Below are 21,742 nucleotides of genomic sequence, written 5' to 3'. Positions count from 1 at the left end.
ACAAGCAGGGGGTGAGCTGTCGAATCAGGCGGTGGTAGCGCGGCGGCGCAGGGTGACGCGGAGGGTGATGACGAGGCCCAGGCCGAGCAGCAGGGCACCGGCGGCGCTGTAGATGAGGGCGGTCGGCACGTCGAATCCGGCGGTGGCGAGGCCGGCTCCGTCGGCGGCAACGACCGTTATCGTGGCGGTGCCGATGTTCTGCGAGCTGTCTCCGATGGCGGTGAGGGTGTAGGAGCCCGTTGCGTCGTTCGGCAGGGTGACCTTGAGGTCGAGGGCGCCGGTACTCGTGGCCGCCTTCTGGGTGTCGACGGTAGCCGCACGCAGCGTGGCCAGGGTGGCCGAACCTTCACCGGAGACCGCGATGGACACCTGTTCCTCGGCGGTGAAAGCGTCGTCATCGAACGCTACGGTAACGGTGCTGCCGGCGGCCTGGCTGCCAGACACGGTGATGAGGTCGGCGGCCACGTAGCCGGCGGCGTGCGCGGCCACTGGACCGGCGAAAACGGCGACTCCGACGAGCGCGAGCGTGGCAAGAACTTTTCTAAACAAGACGAATCCCCCGTAGTGCATTGTGTGGCCGGAATGCTCTGGGCGAACCCCTAACAACTGAAGTCTAGTGATGCCGTGTCGTTGAGCGCGATCAGTGGCGTGCTGCGCAGCTCGAGATCGCCGGAGAATGGCTCCGGGCCGAGCCAGTTGAAGCGCAGCACTGTACTTTCACTGGGTGCCAGTTCGATCGCGATGGTGCTCACCGGATAGGTGGCATCGGTCGCCGGATGGTACGGCGCCTCAGCGCCGTCGCGGGTGAGGCCGAGGTTCTGCACCTCGGGGGTTCCATAGGCCGAAACAACGGTCTTGATGTTGCCGAGGGGCACGTCGAACACGCCGCCGCCGGTCACGTACGCGGGGAGGCTGGTGGCGGCATCCGCTGGTGCGGTATTGCGCAGGGTGACCTCGAGCGTGTACTGCGGGCGCAGGTCTTCCCGGCAGGTCTGCTGGCCGAGGGCGGTGGAGACGTCGAGGTAGAGGTCCATTTTGGCGCCGGTGCCGTCGTTGAGAAAGAGGCCGAAGCGATTGGTCTGGTCGTCACTGACCGGCCGGGCGCCGGCCAGGGTGGTGCCGGCGAGAACGGTCTGCTCGGTCTCGTCGGCGTTCCAGACCAGCACGCGGTGTTCGGCTCCAGCACGGGCGAGTGCGGCGATGAGTTTGGTCGGGTCGGCGCGGCCGCTCTTAACGGCGTCGAATACGGCGCCAGCCGCGACCGCGAAGAAGGCGTCCTGCTGGACCGGCACCTCATAGCGCGCGTAGACGTCGCTCAGCAGCAGCTGCACGGCGTTGTCGGCGGTGAGTTCGTCGCCGGTGGCGAGGGCGATCGGGCCGGTAGCATCGAGCAGGTAGCTCAGCGCGACCGGGTCGACCGAGAGCACGCCGTTGGCTTCGAGGCCGAATTCAAGGCGCCACATTTCGCGGGCGAGCGCCCCGGTCTCTGCGAAGTCCGGGGTCATCGTGACGTTTTGAATGAATTCGCCGGTGATGTCGCCGTAGATGGACCGGGTGGCGTCGCTCAGCGGCAACACGGGGGCTTCGTGCTGCGGAAAGGAGGTCGAGCTGGCCTGTTGGGTGAGTTCGATGCCTCCGTTGTCGGTGTGCAGCAGGGCGAGCGCGCCGGGGATACCACCGGTGGAGCGCAGTTCGGCCGGGTTCTGAAACAGCAGAATGTAGTCGCGCGGTGCGGCCTGGCCGAGCATGGCCGGCAGCAGGGTGACGGCGCGGTCCATGGCGTCGAGCGTGACCGCGGTGTCGTTGGTGACGGTTTGCAGCCGGGTGACGGCGTCGCGCACGGCGTCGTGCACATCGTCGGTATTGATGGCATTGACATCGTCTGCGGCGCTGGTGAGCGCGGTGTTGGCCTGCTCGACGGGCGGCTGTGCGTCGAGCAAAGGTTGCAGGGCGATAGATCCGTCGACGGGCTTGAACGTGTTCAGGTCGAGGCTGCCGGCCAGACCGGCCAGCGGGGTGACGACGTTCTGGGCGACATCATCGACGACGGCGGCCAGTTCGCGCACGGCCGTGAGGTTGGGGCCGAGGAACGGGAGCAGTTCGTAGCTGCCCCAGATCGGGTCGCTCGTGCGCGAACGCGCTGTCGCCGCGAATTCGGCCAGGTCGGCGGCGGTTTGAGCCGCCTGTTCACCGTTACCGGCGAGGATCTGGTCTTGAATGGTCGACGCGAGCGGAACGGCAGCTTCGAGGGCGTCTTTGGCCTGCAGCCCGCGAATGCCGACCCAGGCGGTGGCCGCCACGACGATCACGAGCAGCCCGAGTGCGGAGAGCCCGACGATGGTTCGTGTTTTTTTCGGCTTTTTCGCGGGTGCGGCGTGCGCGGAACGGGACGAAGACATGGCCCTATTCAAGCAGAGCGCACCGGCCGGTTAGCGCCTGCGCGGTGAATCGCGAGTCGACGCTAACAACTGAGGTCGAGCTTCTCGGTTTCGTGCAGCGTTATTAACGGGGTGCTGCGCAGGGCGAGATCACCGGTGAACGGCCCGGTGCCAAGCCAGTCAAAGTGCAATACGGTGCTTTCGCCGGGAGCCAGTTCGAAGACCAGCGAGGTCACCGGATAGCTGGCATCGGTCGCGGGAACATGTTCCGCGTCGACGCCGTCCCGCGTGACACCGAGGTTGTACATCGTCGGAACACCGTAGGCCGAGACCATGGTCTTGATGTTGCCGAGCGGCACCCCCGAGATGCCTCGGCCGGTGACGTAGACGGGAAGGGAGGTGGCGGCATCCGCTGGTGCAGTGTTGGTGACGGTGACCTCGAGCGTGTATTGCGGGCGCCGGTCGGTGCGGCAGGTCTGCTGGCCGATGGCGGTTTCAACGTCGAGGTAGAAGTCCATCTTCGCGCCGGAAAGGTCATTGAGGTAGAGACCGAATCGGTTCGTCGAATCGTCGCTGACCGGGCGGCCGCCGGCGAGGGTGGTGTCGGCGAGCACAGCCTGTTCAGTCTCGTCGGCGCTCCAGACCAACACCCGGTGTTCGGCTCCGGCGCGGGCGAGCGCGGCGATGAGCCTGTTCGGGTCGGCGCGACCGCTCTTGACGGCGTCGAACACGGCGCCGGCGGCGGCCGCGAAGAAGATGTCCTGCTGCTTCAAGTCGTCATAGCGCGCGTACACGTCGTGCAGGAGCAGTGACACCGCGTTGTCGGCGTTGAGTTCGTCGCCGGTAGCGAGGGTGATCGGGCCGGTGGCATCGAGCAGGTAGCTCAGTGCAACCGGGTCGATCGAGAGCACGCCGTTGGCTTCAAGGCCGAATTGGAGCCGCCACATTTCGCGGGCCAGGGCTCCGGTTTGGGCGAAGTCGGGCGTGAGGGTGACATTTTGGATGTATTCGCCGGTGATGTCCCCATAGATCAGGGTCGTGTCGTCGCCGAGCGGCAGCACCGGTGCGGCAAACGGGTCAAAGTCCTCGGCGGTGGCCTGCTGGGTGAGTTCGACGCTGCCCTGATCGGTATGCACCAGGGCAAGAGCGCCAGGGATGCCGCCGGTCGCGCGCAGCTCGGCCAGGTTTTGAAACAGCAGGATGTAGTCGCGGGGAGCGGCCCCGCCGAGCATGGCCGGCAGCAGGGTGACGGCGCGATCCATGGCATCCAGGCTGCTCGCGGTCTGCTCGGTAACGGTCTGCAGCCGGATGACGGCGTCGCGCACGACGGGGACGACGTTGTCGGTATCGATCGCGGTGACGTCTTCTGCGGCGCGGGCGAGGGCCGTGTTGGCCTGGTCAACTGACGGCTGCGCGTCGAGCAGGGGTTGCAGGGCGATCGATCCGTCGACGGGCTTGAACGCGTTCAGGTCGAGGGTTCCGGCCAGACCGGCCAGCGGGGTGACGGCGTTCTGGGCGACATCATCGACGACGGTAGCGAGTTCACGCACGGCCGTGAGATTCGGTCCGAGAAACGGCAGAAATTCGTAGCCGCGCCAGATCGGGTCGCTCGTGCGCGACCGAGCTATTGCCGCGAATTCGGCCAGGTCGGCAGCGGTCTGGGCCGCTTGTTCACCGTCGCCGGCGAGGATCTGGTCCTGAATAGTCGACGCGAGCGGGACGGCAGCCTCGAGGGCATCCTTGGCCTGGAGACCACGAATGCCGACCCAGGCGGTGGCCGCCACGACGAGGATGAGCAGGCCGAGGACGACGAGTCCCGCGATGGTGCGGCGGCGCGTGGGGGTTGTTGGGGGTGCCTCGGCCGAGGCGGCATCGGGAGTGACGTGCGCAGGCAGTGCAGCCTCGGGAACTTCGGGCACAGCGGAGGCTGCGTCGGCCTCGTGCGGCGCGGGGTCGTCAGAGTCGGATGCAGGCCGTGCCGAGTCTGGAGAGGGCATGGCCCTATTCAAGCAGAGCGCGGGACTGGCCAGGACTGGACGCGCGCACCTGCGCACTCCCAGGTCAGGCTGGCTAGGACTTGACGCGCGCGCCGCGGGCGCGGGTCGGTTCGGCCGGGATCGAGGGCGCGATGGCCTCGGGATCACCGTAGGAATAGCCGTAGTGGCCGTAACCGTAGGCATCCGGGCCGCTCGTGGGGAGCATGGTCAGCACCAGGCCGGAGATCGGGGCTCCGACGTTGTTGAGGGCGGCAATGGCACCGGTGAGCTGGTTCTTGTGCGTGCGACCGGCGGCCACGACGATGAGGGCGCCACCCACATTTTTGGCGAGGATCGCGGCATCCGTTACCGGCAAAAGTGGCGGTGCGTCGAAGATGACCACGTCGAAGGCCCGGTTGAACTCGGTGATGAGCTGCGTCATGCGGGTCGAACCGAGCAGTTCGCTCGGGTTGGGCGGCACGTGGCCGGCTGGCAGCACGAACAGTTGGGCCTTGCCCCACGGCTGAATGACGTCGGCCAGGTCGGCGCGGCCGATGAGAACGTCGGTGAGGCCGACAGCGCCCTCGACGTCCATGTAGTCCGCGACCTTGGGGCGGCGCAGGTCAGCATCGACGAGCAGCACACGCGATCCGGCGTCGGCCAGGGCGATGGCGAGGTTGGCGCCCGTCGTACTCTTTCCTTCACTCTCGATCGAGGAGGTGATGACGAAGGAACGGTCAACCCGGCCCACGTCGAGATACTGCAGGTTGGTGCGCAGGGTGCGAAACGACTCGGCGCGGGGGCTGCGCGGGTCGACGTGCACGATGAGCGGTCGTTCTTTGGCCTTGGGGTCGAACACGATGCCGCCGAGAATGGGAAGGTCGGTGAGCAGCTCAACGTCGTGGGTATTGCGGATTCGCGTCTCGAGGGTTTCGCGCAGCACCGCGACGCCGACGCCGAGGGCCAGCCCCACGAGCGCTCCAAGGGCGATATTGAGCGGCACGTTGGGACTGACCGGTGCGATCGGTACGGTCGCTTCCTGCGTGAGGGTGAGCTTGACCGGCGAGGTCGCGTCGACCGTGTCCGGAGTTTCAATCTCTTCGACGACGAGGGTGAGGCTGTTCGAAATGGCGTTGGCCGTGTCGGCGGCCCGCACCGGGTCGGTGTCGGTGACGGTCACGTCGATGATCGAGGTTTCGAGCTGAGCGGCGGCGGCGACCTTCTTGGCCAGCTCGGCGGGCGTGATGCCGAGGTCGAGGCTGGCGATGACGGGCAGCAACACGATCGGGGTGGTCGCGAGTTCGGCATAGGTCTTGACGCGCGCGACCGAGAAGTTATTGCCCTGGGCGAGGTCGGCGGTGGACCCGCTGGACTGCGTCAGGGTGACCACCTTGGACGTGGCGCTGTACTGCGGCGTCTGCAAAATCGAATAAGTGGATGCCGCACCAACGGCCACCAGCGTGCATAACACGATGAGTACCCAGCTCTTGCGCAGAATGCGAATATAGTCGCGAAGTTCCATGCTTGGGCGATCCCCTCGTGTCGAGGAATACAACCCGTACTTCACCGCACGAACGCGCGGTTCCCCTCTTCTGAGGGTACCGAACTTTGGAACTCGCGCCGACCGGCGATGGGTGCCGGTAAATTGGGCCTTATGGGGAAAGTGGTTGTGCAACAGTCTGTGAGCGTTCTAATGCCGGCGGGCTTTGGCCTTGTGGTGGCCATTGTGCTGCTGATATCGGCCGATTCCACGTCTTTCGGGGACGCGAATGTGGCGAATTTGCTGGGGTACCTGTGTGTGTGGGTTCCGATGCTGGTGGCGATCGGAGTGGCGGGGGCTGGCGTGGCGCGCGGCGGCTGGGGCTCGGCGCTGGATGGGCCGGGTCCGGCGGTTCGTAGCGACGCGGCTGCGGCCGGAGCGGTTTCAAACCCGACGGGGGGTCTCGACTCTGCTCCTGCTCGGGCGGGCGGGGGCGACGCGGGGAACGGCATCCGCTCTGGAAAAAGCCTGCTGCGGCTGTCGATTCGGCCGATCGACCTGATCTGGGGACTCGGGGTCGGCCTGCTGGCTCGCACGGTGGCGAGCCTGATCGAGATTTTGGGCTTCGGCAGCATCGGCACTGCCGGCGTTACCTTCGGCGAGACCGTCTACGACGGCTGGTGGCTGTTCGGCGCGCTGCTGGCCCCGGTGTTGCTGGCTCCGTTCGTGGAGGAGCTGTTCTTTCGCGGGCTCGTGCTGCGGGGCGTATACCGGCAGGTTACGACGCTCGGCGCCGCGCGCTGGGCCGCGCCGATCGCGGTTGGCGTGAGCGGGCTGACCTTTGCTCTGATGCACCTCGTGACGATCGACCCAGGAAACACTGCGACCGTGGTCGTGGTCGGAGCCTCCACCCTAATTTTCGGGCTCGCCGCGGCCGCGCTCGCGCTGGCGACCAAACGAATCGGCGGCGCGATCGTGGCGCACGTGACGTTCAACGGGCTCGTTATCGTGCCAGCGCTGCTGGGGATCTGAGCCTCTTTTGATCTGCCGGCGGGCGCGGGGATACACGAAACGCCCCGACACCGAATGATGGTCGAGGCGTTTCGGTGAGCGGCCCGGAGGCTACTCGGAGAAGCTAATTACGCGGCAGCGTGCTGACGACGAACCGACACGCGCACGAGAACGAGTGCGAGGCCGAGAACGAGAACGCCAGCGGCGCCCCAGATGACGAGGACCGGAGCGTTGAAGCCGGTGGAGGCGAGGCCCTTGTCGGCTGCTACTGCTGCCGCTGCCGAAGCGGCAACGATGTCCAGGGTAACGGTGTAAGCCTGCGTCGCGGACTTGGCGGTGACCGTGTAGTCGCCGGTTGCGGTCGCAGGAATCGCGACGTTGACCGACGAGGAACCGGTCGCGGACGCAGCCTTGACGAGCGTCTTGGTGACAGCGGTCTTGATGACGCTCAGCGTGGCGGCCTCAGAGCCTGTTGCGGAGTAGGTAACGCTTTCGTTGGCTGCAAACGACTCAGCCGCGAAGGCAATGACTGCGGTTTCGCCAGCGATGGGCGCGCTGGTGATGGTCACCTTCGAGTCGGACACGTAGTCAACGGCGTTGGCGGCCGGCGCAAAGGCGAAGACGGCGATGACGGCGAGTGCCGCCGTGGCCAGGCTTTTCTTGAACATGATGAGGGTCCCCCCGGTATTTGGTGGTGTATACGCCGTAGACGGCGAGTCCCGGCAGATCATCTTGAAATACCTAGGTGGCTCTCAGGTTAGCGGGAACATTGGTGCAATACACAATCTGGTTGCAAAAACATTCGGTTAACGGGTAGTGAACCAGGGGTTTCGCCCTGAAATGGGGGTTAAGGCCTCCCGCGCGTGGGCCTTGCCGCTTGTAAGGAGCATCCTGTTCGTTTGCGGATTTGGAACCGGAGCGCCTGAGATTTCTGCGACGCGTGCGTGCCGAGTGTTACGGCGCTGACTTACTCCGGTGCCGGACGGCTGCGGTTGTTGAGCACGCCGTGGCTCTCTTCGAGGTAGCAGCTGCCGCAGAGCGATTCGTAGGTGACCTCTTCGCCATCGATGGCGACCTGGTCGCCGTCGAACACGTAGACGCCGTCGATCTTGCGGCCGTTGAACACGGCTTTGCGTCCGCAGCGGCAGATGGTCTTGAGCTCTTCGAGGCTGTGGGCCACTTCGAGCAGACGGCGGCTTCCCGGAAAGGCGACGGTTTGAAAGTCCGTGCGGATTCCGTACGCCAGCACGGGCACGTTCTCGAGAATGGCGATGCGCAGCAGGTCGTCGACCTGGGTCTCGGTGAGAAACTGGGCCTCGTCGAGCAACAGGGCGCTTACGTCACGGCCGGACTCTTTCAAGACCTGCGCGCGGTGCTGCTGGAACAGGGCGTAGGCATCCGTTTGCGGGGTGAGCAGAAAATCGACGGCGCGCATCACGCCGAGGCGGGAGAGAATTCCGCGGTCGCCCTTGGTGTCGACCGACGGTTTGGCGAGCAGCACGTGGTGGCCGCGCTCCTCGTAATTGTATGCCGCTTGCAGCATTGAGGTGCTTTTGCCGCTGTTCATGGCGCCGTATCGAAAGTACAGTTTCGCCATTAGATGCCTTTGGTTGAGTTTGAGCCGCTGCGGTCAGCGTCAAATTCTAGCGTGAGAAGCGGATGCCGGCTGGTCACGCGCACCTGGGAGAAGACGGCGCGGAGCACGCTGAGGTACGGGCGCAGGGCCCGGCGGCGCTGATACGGGGGCAGCGAGATTCCGGCCTGGATGGTGATGGTGTCGACGGCGCGTGCACCGGTCGAGCGCGATCGGGGCTTCAGCTGCGCTTGTGCCTGGGCCTGGGTGCGGGCTTGCGCGGCGGCTTGCTCCTGGGCGGCGGTCACGATGGCGATGGTCGTGGTGTCGGTGGCCGGGGTGGGGAGGGCTCCGCGGGCGCCGAAGGCCTGGGTGACCTGGGCGGTGTCGGCGGGGGCGGGGCCGGACCCGTCGATTTGCACGACGAGGCTGGTCGGATCAAAGCCCGTGAGGGTGCAGAGCGCCACGAGGATAGCGCCGGCGGCGGCACGCTGGTCGGAGTCGAAGGCGGTCGCTCGGCGCTCGGGGTCGGCAATGACGCAGAGCGGGTTGAGGCCGCGCTCAGTCAGGGCCGTGCGCTCACGTTCGATCAGGTCGTCGAGCCAGGTGTGGTCGACTTCGGCCACGAGCACCCGACGCACCTGGAAGGCGAGGGAGCGGGCCCGCTTCACGTCGGCGGCGGTGAGCGCATCCCGCTCGAGCACATCGGCCAGGAACGGCAGCACATCGGCACCGAGGTTCTTGACGCGATGGTCGACGACCTCGTGCGCGAGGAGGTCGCGATTCTCCTCGGTGCGCCCGCGGATCGCGCGGCGGGCATCCGTTTGCCAACGGTGAATGGAATTGACGATCTGGCGCGAGAACGCGGCGGCGGCGAGGCTGGGCGCGAGCACCTGGGTCATGGCGATGATCGCGAACAGGGCGGGCGGGGTTCGCACGCCGAGAAAGGGCGATTGCACGAGGGCGGTGGCACCGAGGATGATCGCTGAGCTTCCGCCAAGCGCGAGGATTTCTTTCCACGGCCGGAACGGAGCGAGGGCGAGCAGCAGCAGGCCGAGTCCGATCGGGGCGAAGTCGTCCTGGATCATGCCGTTGGACTGCCAGGCGCTGGCCGCGGCGAGCACGTGGGCGACCAGGCCGAGGGCCACGACGACGATCGCACGGGTGCGGGTGAACGGGGCCAGGTCGGGGCGCGCCGACCAGACCAGCACGGCGGCCGCGATAATGAGCGCGGCGACGGCCGAGACCGCGAGCTCTTCGAATTGGATTTCGTGCGGACGTGACACGGTCGCGGCTATCGCGTAGGTCACCACGATCAGGGCGACGACCGGGGCGATCGGCCAGGCAGCCAGGCCACCGATGGGGTCGAGACGCTGCTGTGAAGCGGATGCCGGTGCGCGCGGCCGGCGCGGCGTGGGGGTCGCGCGGGTCATCGGGGGTTCCTGGGGGTGGGGGTGGCGTTGGCCGGGTTGGCATTGGCCGGGTTGGCGTTGAGGCTGCCGGGCCGGACCGGCGTGTGGTGGGTGGGCAGGGTCGGCTTCGGTTTGATGCTGGGGGTTTCGGCCGGCACGGTCAGTCGCACGCTTGTGCCGGCGCCCGGGCGGCTCCAGATCAGCACGGATCCGCCGAGCTGCTCGATACGTCGCCGCACGGACTGCCGTAGACCGAGCCGGTCGGAAGCGGACTCCGATTCCGTGAAGCCGCGGCCGGCATCCGTTATGAGGAGTGAAATAGTAGTTCGGTCAGACTCGATGGCGAGTTCGGCGGAGTCGATGCCGGCGTGGAGGATGACGTTGACGAGGCATTGCTGCACGGCGAGGCCGACGTCGCGGTCACTGCCGGCGTCGAGGCGAGCGAGGGCGTCGCGGTCGCCGGTGACCTCGACTTTCAGCCCGCGATCACGGCAGCGTTCGACGGCGGTGTAGACGGCGCTGGAGCGCCAAGCCGGGCTTGGTGTTGGCGCTTGCTCGTGGACGGTTGGCTGCGGTGACGTGGTCGTGCGGGCGTCGATATCGGCGAGCCAGTTGGTGTCGTGCAGGGTGGTGAGGGTGTCTCTCAGGCTGGCTTTGAGGCCCGGCGAGAGAGCGCCGGGTTCGGCCAGGGAGAGCGCGACGAGCTGGGAGACGGTCGTGTCGTTGAGCAAAGCGATGGCACGGGTGTCGAGGGCATCGCGCAGCTGGCGGTTGGCGCCGTCTTGCACCGCGCGGTGGATGGCGGGTTGGGCGGCGTTGCTGGCGCGGCGGTCGATTCCGGCGAGCACCATAACCCCGACGAGTACGAGGTAGGTCGAAAGGGTGAACAGGTCGGGCTGGTAGGGCACGGTCGTGCCGACGATGGCGAGGAACGCAGCCGCCTCGGCGAGCAGAAACGCCGCGGTGCTCCAGAGCACGCCGGCGAGGGCGGTGGATCCCGCGCCGCCGACCATGACGAGGGCCATCTTCGGCAGGGCGACGAGGAACATATTCGACGCGGGGAATACGTCGGGTACGCCGAGCACGGTCGCGGTGAAGACGTACACGCCGAGGGTACCAACGAGCAGATAGGCAACGGCCAGCGGGATGCGCCGATGCCGGGTGAACAGGATGAGCAGGGCTGCCATGGCTGCCACGACCACGATGGTGATCCAGAGTTCGGAGGTTCTGAGGGTGAGGATACTGACTGATAGGATCGCGGCGCTAAAGCAGGTCAGCGCGAACCAGTGCGCGGCCCGTGCGATGGCGCGTGCGAGCGTGCGCTGGACCAGGTGGCCGGGTAACCCTAGAGACATATTTCCCCCAATAGGTAAGTATGCCATCGGGGTGGGTGGGGGTTGGGTGCGGGGAAGGCAGTGATGGGGTCAGAACAGGGTCGGGGCCAAATCAGGCGGGAGTTCGGCGGCGATTAGGGACCGGGGCGCCTCCGTGCTCCCGGCCCACCTTAGGGAACCGGGCCCATGATCCATCATGGGCCCCGTTTCCGGGCCCGGGCCCGGTGAACGGGAGGGGGTGAAGGCGGGCGTCCGGCGGGCGGCGGGCATCCGTTCTGGGGAAGACGGGAGAGCGCTGGAGCGGAGGCCGCCGGTCGCGGGGTCGACGATGCCGCGTTCGAGGCCGTGCGCGCGAATGAGCGGCTTGATGCGCGCGGCGAGCCAGGTGCGGTACTCCTTGGGCGCGTATTGGCCGCCGGCGTAGAGCTCGAGGTAGCGGGCAACCAGCTCGGGATGCTCGCGGTCGAGCCAGCGCAGGTACCAGTCCTTGACGGCGGGCTTGAGGTTGAGGCCGGAATAGAGCACGCTCGTGGCTCCGGCCGCCTTGGCCTGCCGCAGCGCCTCATCGAGGTGCGCGCGGGTGTCGGTGAGGAACGGCAAAATGGGCATGAGAAAGACGCCGCAGTCGAGTCCCCGTTCGCGCACCGCGGTCACAGTGGCGAGGCGGGCCTTCGTCGTGGGAGTTCCCGGCTCGACCGACTGCTGCAGGTCGTCGTCGCGCAGTCCATCGTCGCGCAGTCCATCGTCGCGCAGTCCATCGTCATAGATGGCAATCGACATGGCCAGGTCGACTGGAACGTGCTCACTCGCCTCGACGAGCAGGTCCAGGTCGCGGCGCAGCAGTGTGCCCTTGGTGAGAATGGAGATGGGGGTTTTGCTGTCAGCAAGGGCCGCGATGATGCCGGGCATGAGTCGGTAGCGTCCCTCGGCGCGCTGATATGGGTCGGTGTTGGTACCGAGCGCCACCGGATGCCTCCCCCAGGTGGGCTTGCCGAGTTCCTTGCGCAGCACCTCGGCCACGTTGACCTTGACGATGATCTCGCTATCGAAGTCTTTGCCGGCGTCGAGGTCGAGGTACTGGTGGGTCGGTCGGGCAAAGCAATAGGTGCAGGCGTGGGAGCATCCGCGATAAGGGTTGATCGTGTAGCCGAACGGCAGCGCGCTCTGACCGGGTACATGGTTGAGCGCCGACTTGCACAGGATCTCGTGGAACGTGATTCCGGCGAACTCGGGCGTCTGCACGCTGCGTACGAGGTTGTTCAGACGGGCGAGTCCGGGCAAGGCGCCGACCTGTTCGGTCTGTAGTTCCTGCCCGCTCCACCGCATGGGTATAGTCGAACACAAGTTCTAGCAAAGTGCAAGTGTTGCCAGAAAAAACCGCACTGAAGCGGATTCCGCAGCTCGCGTCGCGTCGAAACGGTCGCGGATGCACGTCGCGGCACTCGTGCAAGAAGCGGGCACCCCTATGTAGGGGTGCCGGGATCGCCAACGAGTGCCGCGAGCGCGGCCAGCGCTGCGGGCCCCAGCGAGAGCGCGACGGGCAGGCGATGGGCGGCCAGCGGCATCCGCTTTCATGCTGACGAGGGCGATTCGCACTACTGTTTCGGCATGCGCACACCGACGGCACCCGCGTGACCCGGCTGCGGCGCAGCGACCCGACCCGGTCGGGGTATTCCCGGCGGCGCGCGGGCACGGGCTTCAGCTACCGCGACCCGGCCGGGCAGAAGGTCACCGAGAAGCAGCTGCGGCAGCGGTTCACGGAGCTCGCGATTCCGCCCGCCTGGACCGACGTGTGGATCTCGCCGCATCCGAACGGGCACATCCAGGCGATCGGCCTCGATGCGGCCGGGCGCCGCCAGTACATCTACCATCCGGCCTGGCGCGAACAGAAGGACCGCCTCAAGTTTGAGCGCGCGTTGGAGCTGGCCGCCTCCCTGCCCCGGGTGCGTGGTCAGGTGACCCGGGATTTGCGCGGGGACAGCGAGCCGCGCGCGCGGGCCCTCGCCGCGGCATTTCGCATGCTCGACCTCGCCTCGTTGCGCATCGGCAGCGAGCGGTATGCCGACGACTACGGTAGCCACGGGCTCTCCACCCTGCTCTGCTCGCACGTGTCGGTGCGGGGAGACGTGGTGCGGCTGGACTTTCCCGCCAAGAGTGGCCAACAATTTCAAGGCGTGATAACGGATGCTGACCTCGCGACCTATCTGCATGCCCGCCTGCGCGAGCGCCCGACTGCACCGCTACTGTCCTGGGTGGTCGACGGGGAGGAGAGTGCTCTCTCGGCCGCCGATATTAACGAGTTCATCAAGGAACGCACCGGCGGCGAGTTCAGCGCGAAGGACTTTCGCACCCTGCGGGGCACGGCCGCTGCGGCCCAAAGTCTGGCCCAAAGCCTCGTGCAGAATCTGAGGGCGGCGGCTGGCATGACCAAGCACGAGGATGAGGCGAGCAGCGACGCGGGGACAAAATCGGGCAGCGCTGGGAGCAGTGCGAAAGCCAGCACCGCCGGAGCTGGCACGAAACCCGGCACCGCCGGGAAGGGGGCAAGGGACGGCACCGCCGGAGCCGGCACGAAAGCCAGCACTACAGCGACGGCGACCGGCATTGGGGCCGTGCCGGCAGCATCCGCTTCACGGCAACCGCGGGCGGCGTCGCGCAACCGTCGCGCCGACACCCGCGCCATTGCCGAAGCGATGCGACAGGCGGCCGCGGTGCTCGGCAACACCCCCGCGATCGCACGCACGAGCTACGTCGACCCGCGCATCGTGGATCTGTTTCGCGCCGGCGAGACCATCGACCCGGCCGGCCGCGTCTCGGCCGAGACGGCACTGCGCACGCTCGTACTCGGTGACGATGTTTGAGAAACGACGCTTAAGAATGTCGCACGTTCGCGGTATAACTTGAGTGCCGCTCAGCTGATCCGGCTGCTATCTATAAGAAAGGTATGCCCGTGACCCACGAGTCTGACCCCGTTGAAGAACCGCCCCTGGACATTCCTGAGCCGCCCAATACTCCCACGAACCCCGACCAGCTCGTTGGACCCGACGGACCCGACGGCCCGGCCCAGGAACATGCCGGCTCGGCTGATGAAAACACCGAAGCGGCCGTTCCGGTCGCCAGCGCCGAGACCGGTCCCGACGGCCCCGCACCGAGCGATGACGGCTCAACGGCCGGAGAAGCCGCCACAGCCAGCCCGGTCGAGCCCGACAGCGACACCGATCCTGACAGTGACAGCGACAGCGACAGCGACAGCGACAGCGACACCGAAGACGACCAGGACAACGCCGACAACGAACCGAACCTCGACGATATCGACCCCGCCGACAACCCGTCGAACCCCGATCTGGTCGGCCACGATATCGATGAAGAAGCCCCCAACCTCGCCGAACCAACCGCCTAACCCCAAGGAGTCCCCCATGAAGGGCAAGTTTCTGTTTCTCGCCGGCACCGCGACCGGCTTCGTACTCGGATCCAAGGCCGGCCGCCAGGCCTACGACCGCATCGCCGCAAAGGCCCGCCAAATGTGGGGCGACCCCGGCACCCAGAAGGTCATCTCGCAGGCCGAAGGCATCGCGCGCGACGCCGCCACCGTCGCCCAGACCAAGGTGAGCGGTCTGCTCGACCAGGCCGAGGCATCCATTAAGAAGGAGGAGCGCAAGGCAAATCCGACAACGGATGCCGACAGCCACGACCTGTAAATCCGTCACGACGCCGACGCCCCGGCTGGAGTCCCGGTGGGGGTGTCCGGCCGGGTGGTTTCCCGGGCGCCCGCGCCGGTGATTAGTCCCTGCGCCGGCCTCGATATGGGGCCGGGCTCGTGGTTGGGCACCTGGTGGTGTGCCGGACCGGGGACGCCCGGTCGCCTGCCGACCGGACGCCCAGATCAATTAGAGCGACCGCCTCGGCGTCGGCCGCGCTAGTCGGTGACGCGTGAGCTCACGGGCTCGGTCGGCCCAAATGTGCCGGGAGGTTCGGGCGTACCCGGCACCAGAAAGCTGGCTTGGGCGCGGTCGAACGAGGAGTAGAACCAGCGCGTGTTGAGCACGCCGAGCTTGGTCACTCCGTAGGCACCCCCGATTTGTTCGATGACTCCCATCAGGGCGGCCGGGTCGCCGTCCGGTAGTGCGGGATCTCGAACCAGCCATTCGGTGGGTGTGAGTTGGAGGATGCCGAGTTGCGATACGCGCAGATTCTCCGCATCCGAAACGCCATTGTTCGGGTTCACTTGCCGCCTCCGGGCCGCTTTGGGACAATTAAGTAGACCCCGGCCCAGCCACTCTTTCAAGGGGTTGACAGGGCACTCCTACCTAACGCACACCGAGCCCGAAGGCTCCAGCCGGGAACTCACCCTGTCAGACCACCCGCTGGTCGGCTCACCGATCCGCCAGGGACTAAATCGGGAAATCCCGGCCGCTGGCCAGGCCAGAGGCACCAGATTCCGGGCCAACAGTGGGCTACACCGGAGAATTTCCTGAATTGGCCACACACGCGACTCGAGCAGAACGGCCCCGCCGCGCATAACTCCTGCAAATCGTTCCGGGCACGACCGGGAACCCGCGGAAACACGCGCAAGTTCACATTCGTGCGCACAAATAGCAGGAGTTATGCACGGCGCCAGCTACTCACCGACCGCCGGGACGCGCCTAATTCGTGAGGTGCAGTACCTCGGCCGTCGCGGCGAGGGACGCGGCGGCAGCTGCGGGGTCGTCGGACAAGCGGGTGCCGTAGCTCGGAATCATCTGGCGGATGCGCGGCTTCCAGCCCTCAATGCGGTCGGGGAAGCAGCGGGCCAGCAGGTCCACCATGATCGGCGCGGCCGTCGAGGCTCCCGGCGAGGCACCGAGCAGTCCGGCGATCGAACCGTCGGACGAGGTGATGACCTCGGTTCCGAACTGCAGCACTCCGCCGAGCTTGGCATCCTTCTTCATGACCTGCACTCGTTGGCCGGCCGTAATCAGTTCCCAGTCGCCGGAAACCGCAGCGGGAATGAACTCACGCAGGGCCTTGAGCTTGGTCGTGCGCGAGGCGAACACCTCGCCGATCAGGTATTTCATCAGGTCGAAGTTGTGACGCGCGACCGCGAGCATCGGCCCGAGGTTGTGCGTGCGAATGGAGAACGGCAGGTCGAACCAGGTGCTGGTCTTCAGGAACTTCGGGCTGAATCCGGCGTACGGGCCGAACAACAGCGACTTTTCGCCATCGACCACGCGGGTGTCGAGGTGCGGCACCGACATGGGCGGGGCACCCTTGGCCGCCTTGCCGTACACCTTGGCCTGGTGCTGGGCGACGAGCTTGGGGTTGGTCGTGCGCAGAAACTGGCCGCTGATCGGAAAGCCTCCGAACCCCTGAATTTCAGGGATTCCGCTCTGCTGCAGCAGCGCGAGCGCGCCACCGCCGGCGCCGACGAAGACGAACCGCGCGTTGATGGTGCTGCGGGTCTGCCCGACCTGACGCAGCAGTTTGAGATTCCACGAGCCATCCGCTTTGTGCTGGAGGCCGACGACCTGCTCGTTCATGTGCATGTTGACCCCCTGCTTCTCGAGGTTGTCGAACATGAACCGGGTGAGGGCGCCAAAGTCGACGTCGGTGCCGCTCGCGATGCGCGTGGCGGCGATCTTCTGGCCAGCCGGACGCTTGCGGGTGAGCAGCGGGGTCCAGGTGCCGATCTTTTCGACGTTGTCGCTGAACTCCATGCCGGCAAACAGCGGTTCGGTGACAAGTACGGCGTGCCGCTTGCGCAAGTACTCCACATTGGCTTTGCCGTGCACGAAGGTCATGTGCGGCGTGGAATTGATGAACTTGCTCGGCTCCGGCAGGGCACCAATAGAAACGAGGTGCGCCCACAATTGCCGGCTGATCTGGAACTGCTCGTTGATCACAACGGCCTTGTCCGCGGTGACCGAACCGTCTGCAGCCTGCGGCATGTAGTTGAGTTCGCACAGCCCGGCATGCCCGGTGCCGGCGTTGTTCCACGGGTTCGAGCTCTCCTGGGCCAGTTCACCGAGGCGCTCATACACCTCGATGCGCCAGTTGGGCTGCAGCTCCTTGAGGAGCGTTCCGAGGGTGGCACTCATGATGCCGCCACCAATGAGGACAACGTCGACAGTTCCCTGAGAATTCACACTGTCGAGTGTATCGCTGCAAGCGGATGCCCCTGACCCGACCTCCGCTCCGTGCGGGTCAGCACACCGACCGCACTGGACGTGGCATGGCAGAGGGCCTCGGCCACTTCGGCCGCTGAATCGAGTCGGCGGGTGGCGCTGAGAATGTTGCTGCCGAGCACGACCCTGTTGAAGCGGCGCAGCATGTCCCACATGGTGCGCGGCACGATAGCGACGAGGGCCAAAACGAAGCTTCCCAGCAGGGTACCGACGGCAGTTTGGATAGCGGTGCGACCTTCTCCCGGTATGGGCAGGCCGACCGGGGAACAGTAGGTCGAGGCCGTGAGCGCCGGCCCAATTCTGCTGTCCGGATCTTCGAGTACCCCGGCGACGGCCACGGGAAAGAAGACGAGGCCCAGGATTCCGAATACTCCGAACGAGACGCGCTGCAGCACGCCCCAAATCTTTCTTCGGCTCACGCAGTCAAACCCAACGCAACTTACCCCCGGAGGAGGGCCGGAGCGGGGGCATTGGTGCGGGTGATTGTGTGGGCTTGCGGCGGCGGTACTGGGCCGGGCCCACCCTGTGAACCTAGGCCCAGTTTCTAGACTGGGCCCCCGTTCCGGGCCCGGAACGTCTCGGCGCGCTCGCGGGTCAGGCCTGGGGCACGAGGCGGTCGGCAGCGATGAGCTCCGCGATCTGCACGGCGTTCAGCGCCGCACCCTTGCGCAGGTTGTCGTTGCTGATGAAGAGGGCCAGGCCACGGCCATCCGCTACGCCTTCGTCCTGACGGATTCGGCCGACGAAGCTCGCATCCTGCCCTGCTGCCTGAAGCGGGGTGGGGATGTCGGTCAGTTCGACGCCGGGCGCGGTCTTGAGCAGTTCCTCGGCGCGGGCGACGCTGATCGGCTTCGCGAACTCGGCGTTGATCGAAAGGGAATGACCGGTGAACACCGGAACGCGCACGCAGGTTCCAGAGACGAGGAGCTGGGGCAAACCGAGGATCTTACGGCTCTCGCCCCGCAGCTTCTTCTCTTCGTCGGTCTCGAATTGGCCGTCGTCGACGATGGTGCCAGCCAGCGGGATCACGTCGAACGCGATCGGGCGGGCGTAGATGGTGGGCTCGGGCAGGGCCACGGCGCTGCCGTCGTGCACGAGCTGGAACAGGTTCTCGTCTTGCGCGGCGACGCGCACCTGGCTGGCGAGCTCGAACGCTCCGGCCAGACCGCTGCCGGAGACCGCCTGGTAGGTGCTGACGATCAGGCGCTTGAGCCCGGCCTCGTCGTGCAGCACCTTGAGCACGGGCATGGCGGCCATGGTCGTGCAGTTAGGGTTGGCGATGATGCCCTTGACGGCGAGCTTGATGGCTTCGGGGTTGACCTCGCTGACGACGAGGGGAACATCCGGATCCATGCGCCAGCCCGACGAGTTGTCGACGACGGTGACGCCGGCTGCCGCAAAGCGGGGAGCCTGGGCCTTGGAGAGCGTGGCCCCGGCCGAGAAGATAGCAACGTCGAGCCCGGTCGGGTCGGCGACGGAGGCATCTTCGACCGTGATCGGCTCGCCCCGAAAGGTGAGGGTGGTGCCGGCCGAGCGTGCCGACGCGAAGAAGCGGATGCTCTTCACCGGAAAGTCACGCTCCTCCAGCAGACGACGCACGACGGCGCCCACCTGTCCGGTGGCTCCGACGACGCCGATGTTGATTCCAGAAGTGCTGACTGAGTTGGTCACGTGTGTTTCCTAACGTCGTTGGGGCTGTCTCCCGTGGCTAATTCAGGAAACACCGGCGATCCAGCCGATATTTCCTGCCCGGAGCGGATGCTGCGGGCCGGTCTCCTGAATTAGCCCCCGAAAAGTGGGGGTGACGAGGTGGTGCGGGTGGTTGATGCGAGGTTCTCCCCCCCCACTTCGCGCATAACTCCTGCAATTTCGTCGCCCGCCGGTTCAGTCCCGCGCAATTACAGGGCAGTCAAAGTCGATGATGACAATTTGCAGGAGTTATGAACGGGCTGGGGCTGGACTGGGTGGTGAGGCGGGGCATCCGCTCGCCGAGGTGTGAGTTTTGTCCGATTTCGGCCGAAACCGGAGGCGAAACTCACATCGTGGCGTGGCGTGGCGTGGCGTGTGCGGGAGTTACCGGCCGGAGCCGCCGTGAACGATGGCTTCGGCGTCGCCGTCGAGCCCGAACGCGGTGTGTACCACGCGGAGGGCTTCGTTGATGGTGTCGGCGCGGGTGACGACCGAAATGCGGATCTCGCTCGTCGAGATCATCTCAATGTTGATCCCGGCTTCGTAGAGTGCCTCGAACAGTTTCGCTGAGACACCGGTGTTGGTGCGCATGCCGCCGCCGACCAGGGCGAGCTTGGCGATCTGGTCGTCGTACTGCAGGCCAGCGAATCCGATGCGGTCGCGCTCGTTGGTCAGGGCCGTGAGCACCTGCTGACCCTCCGACTTGGGCAGGGTGAAGGAGATGTCGGTGAGTCCGGTCGACGCGGCCGACACGTTCTGCACGATCATGTCGACGTTGGCGTTGGTCTTGGCGACGATCTTGAAGATCAGGGCGGCCTTGCCGGGAATGTCGGGAACGCCGACGACGGTGACCTTCGCTTCGCTCAGGTCGGCGGCGATTCCGGCGATGATGGGCTCTTCCACAATTTCTCCATTTTCTCGCGCGGTCGCGGCGTTGTAGACGATGGTGCCGGTGTTGTTGTTGAAGGATGAGCGCACGTGCAGCGTGACCCCATGGCGGCGGGCATATTCCACAGCTCGAATATACAAAACTTTGGCTCCAGCGGCGGCGAGTTCGAGCATCTCTTCACTCGTCACGCGCTCGAGCTTGCGGGCCTTGGGAACGACGCGGGGATCCGCGGTGAAGACGCCATCGACATCCGTGTAAATCTCGCAAACGTCGGCGCCGAGGGCGGCGGCCAGTGCGACGGCGGTCGTGTCGGATCCGCCGCGTCCGAGGGTGGTGATGTCTTTGGTGTCGCGGTTGAAGCCCTGGAACCCGGCGACGATCGCGACGGCACCCTCGTCGAGGGCATCGCGGATGCGTCCGGGCGTGACGTCGACGATGCGCGCCGAGCCGTGGCTCGCGTCGGTGATCATGCCGGCCTGGCTGCCGGTGAAGGAGCGGGCGTCGTAGCCGAGGCTCTTGATGGCCATCGCGAGCAGCGCCATGGAGATGCGTTCGCCCGCGGTGAGCAGCATGTCGAGCTCGCGCGGGGCGGGCAACGGCGTGACCTGATGGGCGAGGTCGAGCAACTCGTCGGTACTGTCTCCCATCGCCGAGACGGCGACGACGACCTCGTTGCCGGCCTTGCGGGTGTCCACGATGCGCTTGGCGACCCGCTTGATACTTTCGGCATCGGCGACGGACGATCCGCCGAACTTCTGCACGATCAAGCTCATGTGACTCCTGAGATGGGGGTGTCGCTGGCCGATGTTCGGGCCGCGTCCAAGTTCCCATCCTAAATGCTGGTGCTGACGGGTGGGTGCCATGTGACACTGTGCGGCGGCGTTCAGCGGATTCAAGGGCACGCGTGCAGGGCGGGCGCTCAGGAGTGCGCGGGCACGAGTGCAGGCGGGGGCGTCGGAGGGCGCTATCCGGACGCCGGGCCCGGGCCCGGGAAGTACTACGACACCGCACGGGGAAGTCACCGCACCGGTTCACTCGACGGGCCCGAATACGGACGCCGGGCCCAATGTTAGGGAACCGCGGTCCGGATACGGACGCCGGGCCCAGGATAGGGAACCGGGCCCATGATCAAGCATGGGCCCAGTTTCCGGGCCCGGGCCCGGGAAGTACTACGACACCGCACGGGGCGGTCGCAGGTGCGGCGGGTGGCGGGTGGCGGGTGGCGGGTGGCGACTCGCTAGTGGGTGACCTCGCGGCGGCCCTCGAAGGCGCGGCCGAGGGTGACCTCGTCGGCGTATTCGAGGTCGCCGCCGACGGGCAGGCCCGAGGCGAGACGGGTCACCTTGATCTCGAGCGTCGTCAACAGGCGCGAAAGGTAGGTGGCAGTCGCCTCCCCCTCGAGGTTCGGGTCGGTCGCGATAATGACTTCCTGCACTGTGTTGTCGGCGAGGCGCTGCATCAGCTGGCGGATACGCAGGTCGTCGGGGCCGACCCCGTCGATCGGGCTGATCGCTCCGCCGAGCACGTGGTACAGGCCCTTGAACTCGCGGGTGCGTTCGATCGCGACGACGTCCTTGGCCTCTTCGACCACGCAGATCGAGGTGGGGTCGCGGCGCGGGTCGCGGCAGATCAGGCAGGTCGGCTGCTCGGACACGTTGCCGCAAATGTCGCAGAACCGCACCTTGTCGCGCACCTCGAGCAGCACGTTGGCGAGCCGGGTCACGTCGAATTTCTCGGTCTGCAGAATGTGGAACGCGATGCGCTGGGCCGACTTCGGTCCAATGCCGGGAAGCTGGCCGAGCTCGTCGATCAGCTCTTGAACGATACCTTCATACATGG

General features: G+C 66.3%; 19 protein-coding genes. 4 read left to right on the top strand and 15 right to left on the bottom strand.

Annotated features, from left to right (window positions below):
* Positions 1–24: 24 nt before the first annotated feature.
* From E3T31_RS14590 to E3T31_RS14575, 4 genes are all read right to left on the bottom strand, one after another.
* The gene (locus E3T31_RS14590; RefSeq protein ID WP_134469700.1) at positions 25–570 is read right to left on the bottom strand and encodes a hypothetical protein; all 546 of its coding nucleotides are present in this window, start codon (positions 568–570) and stop codon (positions 25–27) included.
* Between the two features lie 29 nt (positions 571–599).
* On the bottom strand, positions 600–2,399 hold the full coding sequence (locus E3T31_RS14585) for a DUF4012 domain-containing protein (RefSeq protein WP_134469699.1): 1,800 nt from the start codon (positions 2,397–2,399) through the stop codon (positions 600–602).
* A gap of 62 nt (positions 2,400–2,461) precedes the next feature.
* Positions 2,462–4,375, bottom strand: a complete 1,914-nt coding sequence (locus tag E3T31_RS14580) for a DUF4012 domain-containing protein (RefSeq protein ID WP_134469697.1) — start codon at positions 4,373–4,375, stop codon at positions 2,462–2,464.
* A 73-nt stretch (positions 4,376–4,448) separates the two neighbouring features.
* Complete coding sequence (locus E3T31_RS14575) at positions 4,449–5,876, bottom strand: polysaccharide biosynthesis tyrosine autokinase (RefSeq protein ID WP_134469695.1); 1,428 nt, start codon at positions 5,874–5,876, stop codon at positions 4,449–4,451.
* A 276-nt stretch (positions 5,877–6,152) separates the two neighbouring features.
* Here E3T31_RS14575 and E3T31_RS14570 point away from each other — a divergent pair, with 276 nt between their 5' ends.
* On the top strand, positions 6,153–6,866 hold the full coding sequence (locus E3T31_RS14570) for a CPBP family intramembrane glutamic endopeptidase (RefSeq protein WP_166788517.1): 714 nt from the start codon (positions 6,153–6,155) through the stop codon (positions 6,864–6,866).
* 107 nt (positions 6,867–6,973) lie between these two features.
* Here the strand turns inward: E3T31_RS14570 and E3T31_RS14565 are convergent, their stop codons facing one another.
* The 5 genes from E3T31_RS14565 to E3T31_RS14545 form a co-directional block, all read right to left on the bottom strand.
* Entirely contained in the window at positions 6,974–7,513 is a 540-nt protein-coding gene (locus tag E3T31_RS14565) for a sortase (protein ID WP_134469691.1), read from the bottom strand.
* Positions 7,514–7,812: 299 nt separating this feature from the next.
* On the bottom strand, positions 7,813–8,442 hold the full coding sequence (locus E3T31_RS14560) for a thymidine kinase (RefSeq protein ID WP_134469690.1): 630 nt from the start codon (positions 8,440–8,442) through the stop codon (positions 7,813–7,815).
* Entirely contained in the window at positions 8,442–9,851 is a 1,410-nt protein-coding gene (locus E3T31_RS14555) for a hypothetical protein (RefSeq protein WP_134469688.1), read from the bottom strand. Before E3T31_RS14555 ends, E3T31_RS14560 begins: the two co-directional genes overlap by 1 nt.
* On the bottom strand, positions 9,848–11,185 hold the full coding sequence (locus tag E3T31_RS14550; protein ID WP_134469686.1) for a sensor histidine kinase: 1,338 nt from the start codon (positions 11,183–11,185) through the stop codon (positions 9,848–9,850). The genes E3T31_RS14555 and E3T31_RS14550 overlap by 4 nt, the downstream gene beginning before the upstream one ends.
* A gap of 69 nt (positions 11,186–11,254) precedes the next feature.
* Positions 11,255–12,490 (bottom strand): radical SAM protein, encoded by a 1,236-nt coding sequence (locus E3T31_RS14545; protein WP_241978008.1) that lies wholly within the window; start codon positions 12,488–12,490, stop codon positions 11,255–11,257.
* 305 nt (positions 12,491–12,795) lie between these two features.
* Here E3T31_RS14545 and E3T31_RS14540 point away from each other — a divergent pair, with 305 nt between their 5' ends.
* The 3 genes from E3T31_RS14540 (at position 12,796) to E3T31_RS14530 (ending at position 14,862) form a co-directional block, all read left to right on the top strand.
* On the top strand, positions 12,796–14,025 hold the full coding sequence (locus E3T31_RS14540) for a DNA topoisomerase IB (RefSeq protein ID WP_134469684.1): 1,230 nt from the start codon (positions 12,796–12,798) through the stop codon (positions 14,023–14,025).
* Between the two features lie 89 nt (positions 14,026–14,114).
* Positions 14,115–14,564, top strand: a complete 450-nt coding sequence (locus E3T31_RS14535) for a hypothetical protein (RefSeq protein WP_134469682.1) — start codon at positions 14,115–14,117, stop codon at positions 14,562–14,564.
* A 16-nt stretch (positions 14,565–14,580) separates the two neighbouring features.
* The gene (locus tag E3T31_RS14530) at positions 14,581–14,862 is read left to right on the top strand and encodes a hypothetical protein (RefSeq protein ID WP_134469680.1); all 282 of its coding nucleotides are present in this window, start codon (positions 14,581–14,583) and stop codon (positions 14,860–14,862) included.
* A 218-nt stretch (positions 14,863–15,080) separates the two neighbouring features.
* Here E3T31_RS14530 and E3T31_RS14525 read toward each other — a convergent pair whose 3' ends face one another.
* The 6 genes from E3T31_RS14525 to recR form a co-directional block, all read right to left on the bottom strand.
* Positions 15,081–15,389 carry a hypothetical protein gene (locus tag E3T31_RS14525; protein ID WP_134469678.1) on the bottom strand — a complete coding sequence of 103 codons (309 nt, stop codon included), beginning with the start codon at positions 15,387–15,389 and terminating at the stop codon, positions 15,081–15,083.
* A 418-nt stretch (positions 15,390–15,807) separates the two neighbouring features.
* Positions 15,808–17,286: a malate:quinone oxidoreductase gene (locus E3T31_RS14520; RefSeq protein ID WP_241978006.1), complete on the bottom strand. Its 1,479-nt coding sequence runs from the start codon at positions 17,284–17,286 to the stop codon at positions 15,808–15,810.
* The gene (locus E3T31_RS14515; RefSeq protein ID WP_134469676.1) at positions 17,283–17,744 is read right to left on the bottom strand and encodes a hypothetical protein; all 462 of its coding nucleotides are present in this window, start codon (positions 17,742–17,744) and stop codon (positions 17,283–17,285) included. Before E3T31_RS14515 ends, E3T31_RS14520 begins: the two co-directional genes overlap by 4 nt.
* A 175-nt stretch (positions 17,745–17,919) precedes the next feature.
* Positions 17,920–18,996 carry an aspartate-semialdehyde dehydrogenase gene (locus E3T31_RS14510; RefSeq protein ID WP_134469674.1) on the bottom strand — a complete coding sequence of 359 codons (1,077 nt, stop codon included), beginning with the start codon at positions 18,994–18,996 and terminating at the stop codon, positions 17,920–17,922.
* Positions 18,997–19,398: 402 nt separating this feature from the next.
* A complete protein-coding gene (locus tag E3T31_RS14505; protein WP_134469672.1) occupies positions 19,399–20,676 on the bottom strand; it encodes an aspartate kinase in 1,278 nt (425 codons plus the stop codon).
* Between the two features lie 464 nt (positions 20,677–21,140).
* Complete coding sequence (gene recR, locus E3T31_RS14500) at positions 21,141–21,740, bottom strand: recombination mediator RecR (RefSeq protein WP_092340318.1); 600 nt, start codon at positions 21,738–21,740, stop codon at positions 21,141–21,143.
* Between the last annotated feature and the right edge of the window lie 2 nt (positions 21,741–21,742).

The sequence above is a fragment of the Cryobacterium sp. TMS1-13-1 genome (assembly GCF_004403125.1).
GTDB classification, from domain to species: Bacteria; Actinomycetota; Actinomycetes; order Actinomycetales; family Microbacteriaceae; genus Cryobacterium; species Cryobacterium levicorallinum.
The sequence above is the reverse complement of the archived record's forward strand: the minus strand, read 5'-3'. Positions and strand labels throughout refer to the sequence as shown.

Bases quoted from the DNA above. Each gene is read 5' to 3' on its own strand.
- E3T31_RS14590 (WP_134469700.1), bottom strand. From the start codon at position 570: ATGCACTACGGGGGATTCGTCTTGTTTAGAAAAGTTCTTGCCACGCTC.
- E3T31_RS14585 (WP_134469699.1), bottom strand. From the start codon at position 2,399: ATGTCTTCGTCCCGTTCCGCGCACGCCGCACCCGCGAAAAAGCCGAAA.
- E3T31_RS14580 (WP_134469697.1), bottom strand. From the start codon at position 4,375: ATGCCCTCTCCAGACTCGGCACGGCCTGCATCCGACTCTGACGACCCC.
- E3T31_RS14575 (WP_134469695.1), bottom strand. From the start codon at position 5,876: ATGGAACTTCGCGACTATATTCGCATTCTGCGCAAGAGCTGGGTACTC.
- E3T31_RS14565 (WP_134469691.1), bottom strand. From the start codon at position 7,513: ATGTTCAAGAAAAGCCTGGCCACGGCGGCACTCGCCGTCATCGCCGTC.
- E3T31_RS14560 (WP_134469690.1), bottom strand. From the start codon at position 8,442: ATGGCGAAACTGTACTTTCGATACGGCGCCATGAACAGCGGCAAAAGC.
- E3T31_RS14555 (WP_134469688.1), bottom strand. From the start codon at position 9,851: ATGACCCGCGCGACCCCCACGCCGCGCCGGCCGCGCGCACCGGCATCC.
- E3T31_RS14550 (WP_134469686.1), bottom strand. From the start codon at position 11,185: ATGTCTCTAGGGTTACCCGGCCACCTGGTCCAGCGCACGCTCGCACGC.
- E3T31_RS14545 (WP_241978008.1), bottom strand. From the start codon at position 12,490: ATGCGGTGGAGCGGGCAGGAACTACAGACCGAACAGGTCGGCGCCTTG.
- E3T31_RS14530 (WP_134469680.1), top strand. From the start codon at position 14,581: ATGAAGGGCAAGTTTCTGTTTCTCGCCGGCACCGCGACCGGCTTCGTA.
- E3T31_RS14505 (WP_134469672.1), bottom strand. From the start codon at position 20,676: ATGAGCTTGATCGTGCAGAAGTTCGGCGGATCGTCCGTCGCCGATGCC.
- recR (WP_092340318.1), bottom strand. From the start codon at position 21,740: ATGTATGAAGGTATCGTTCAAGAGCTGATCGACGAGCTCGGCCAGCTT.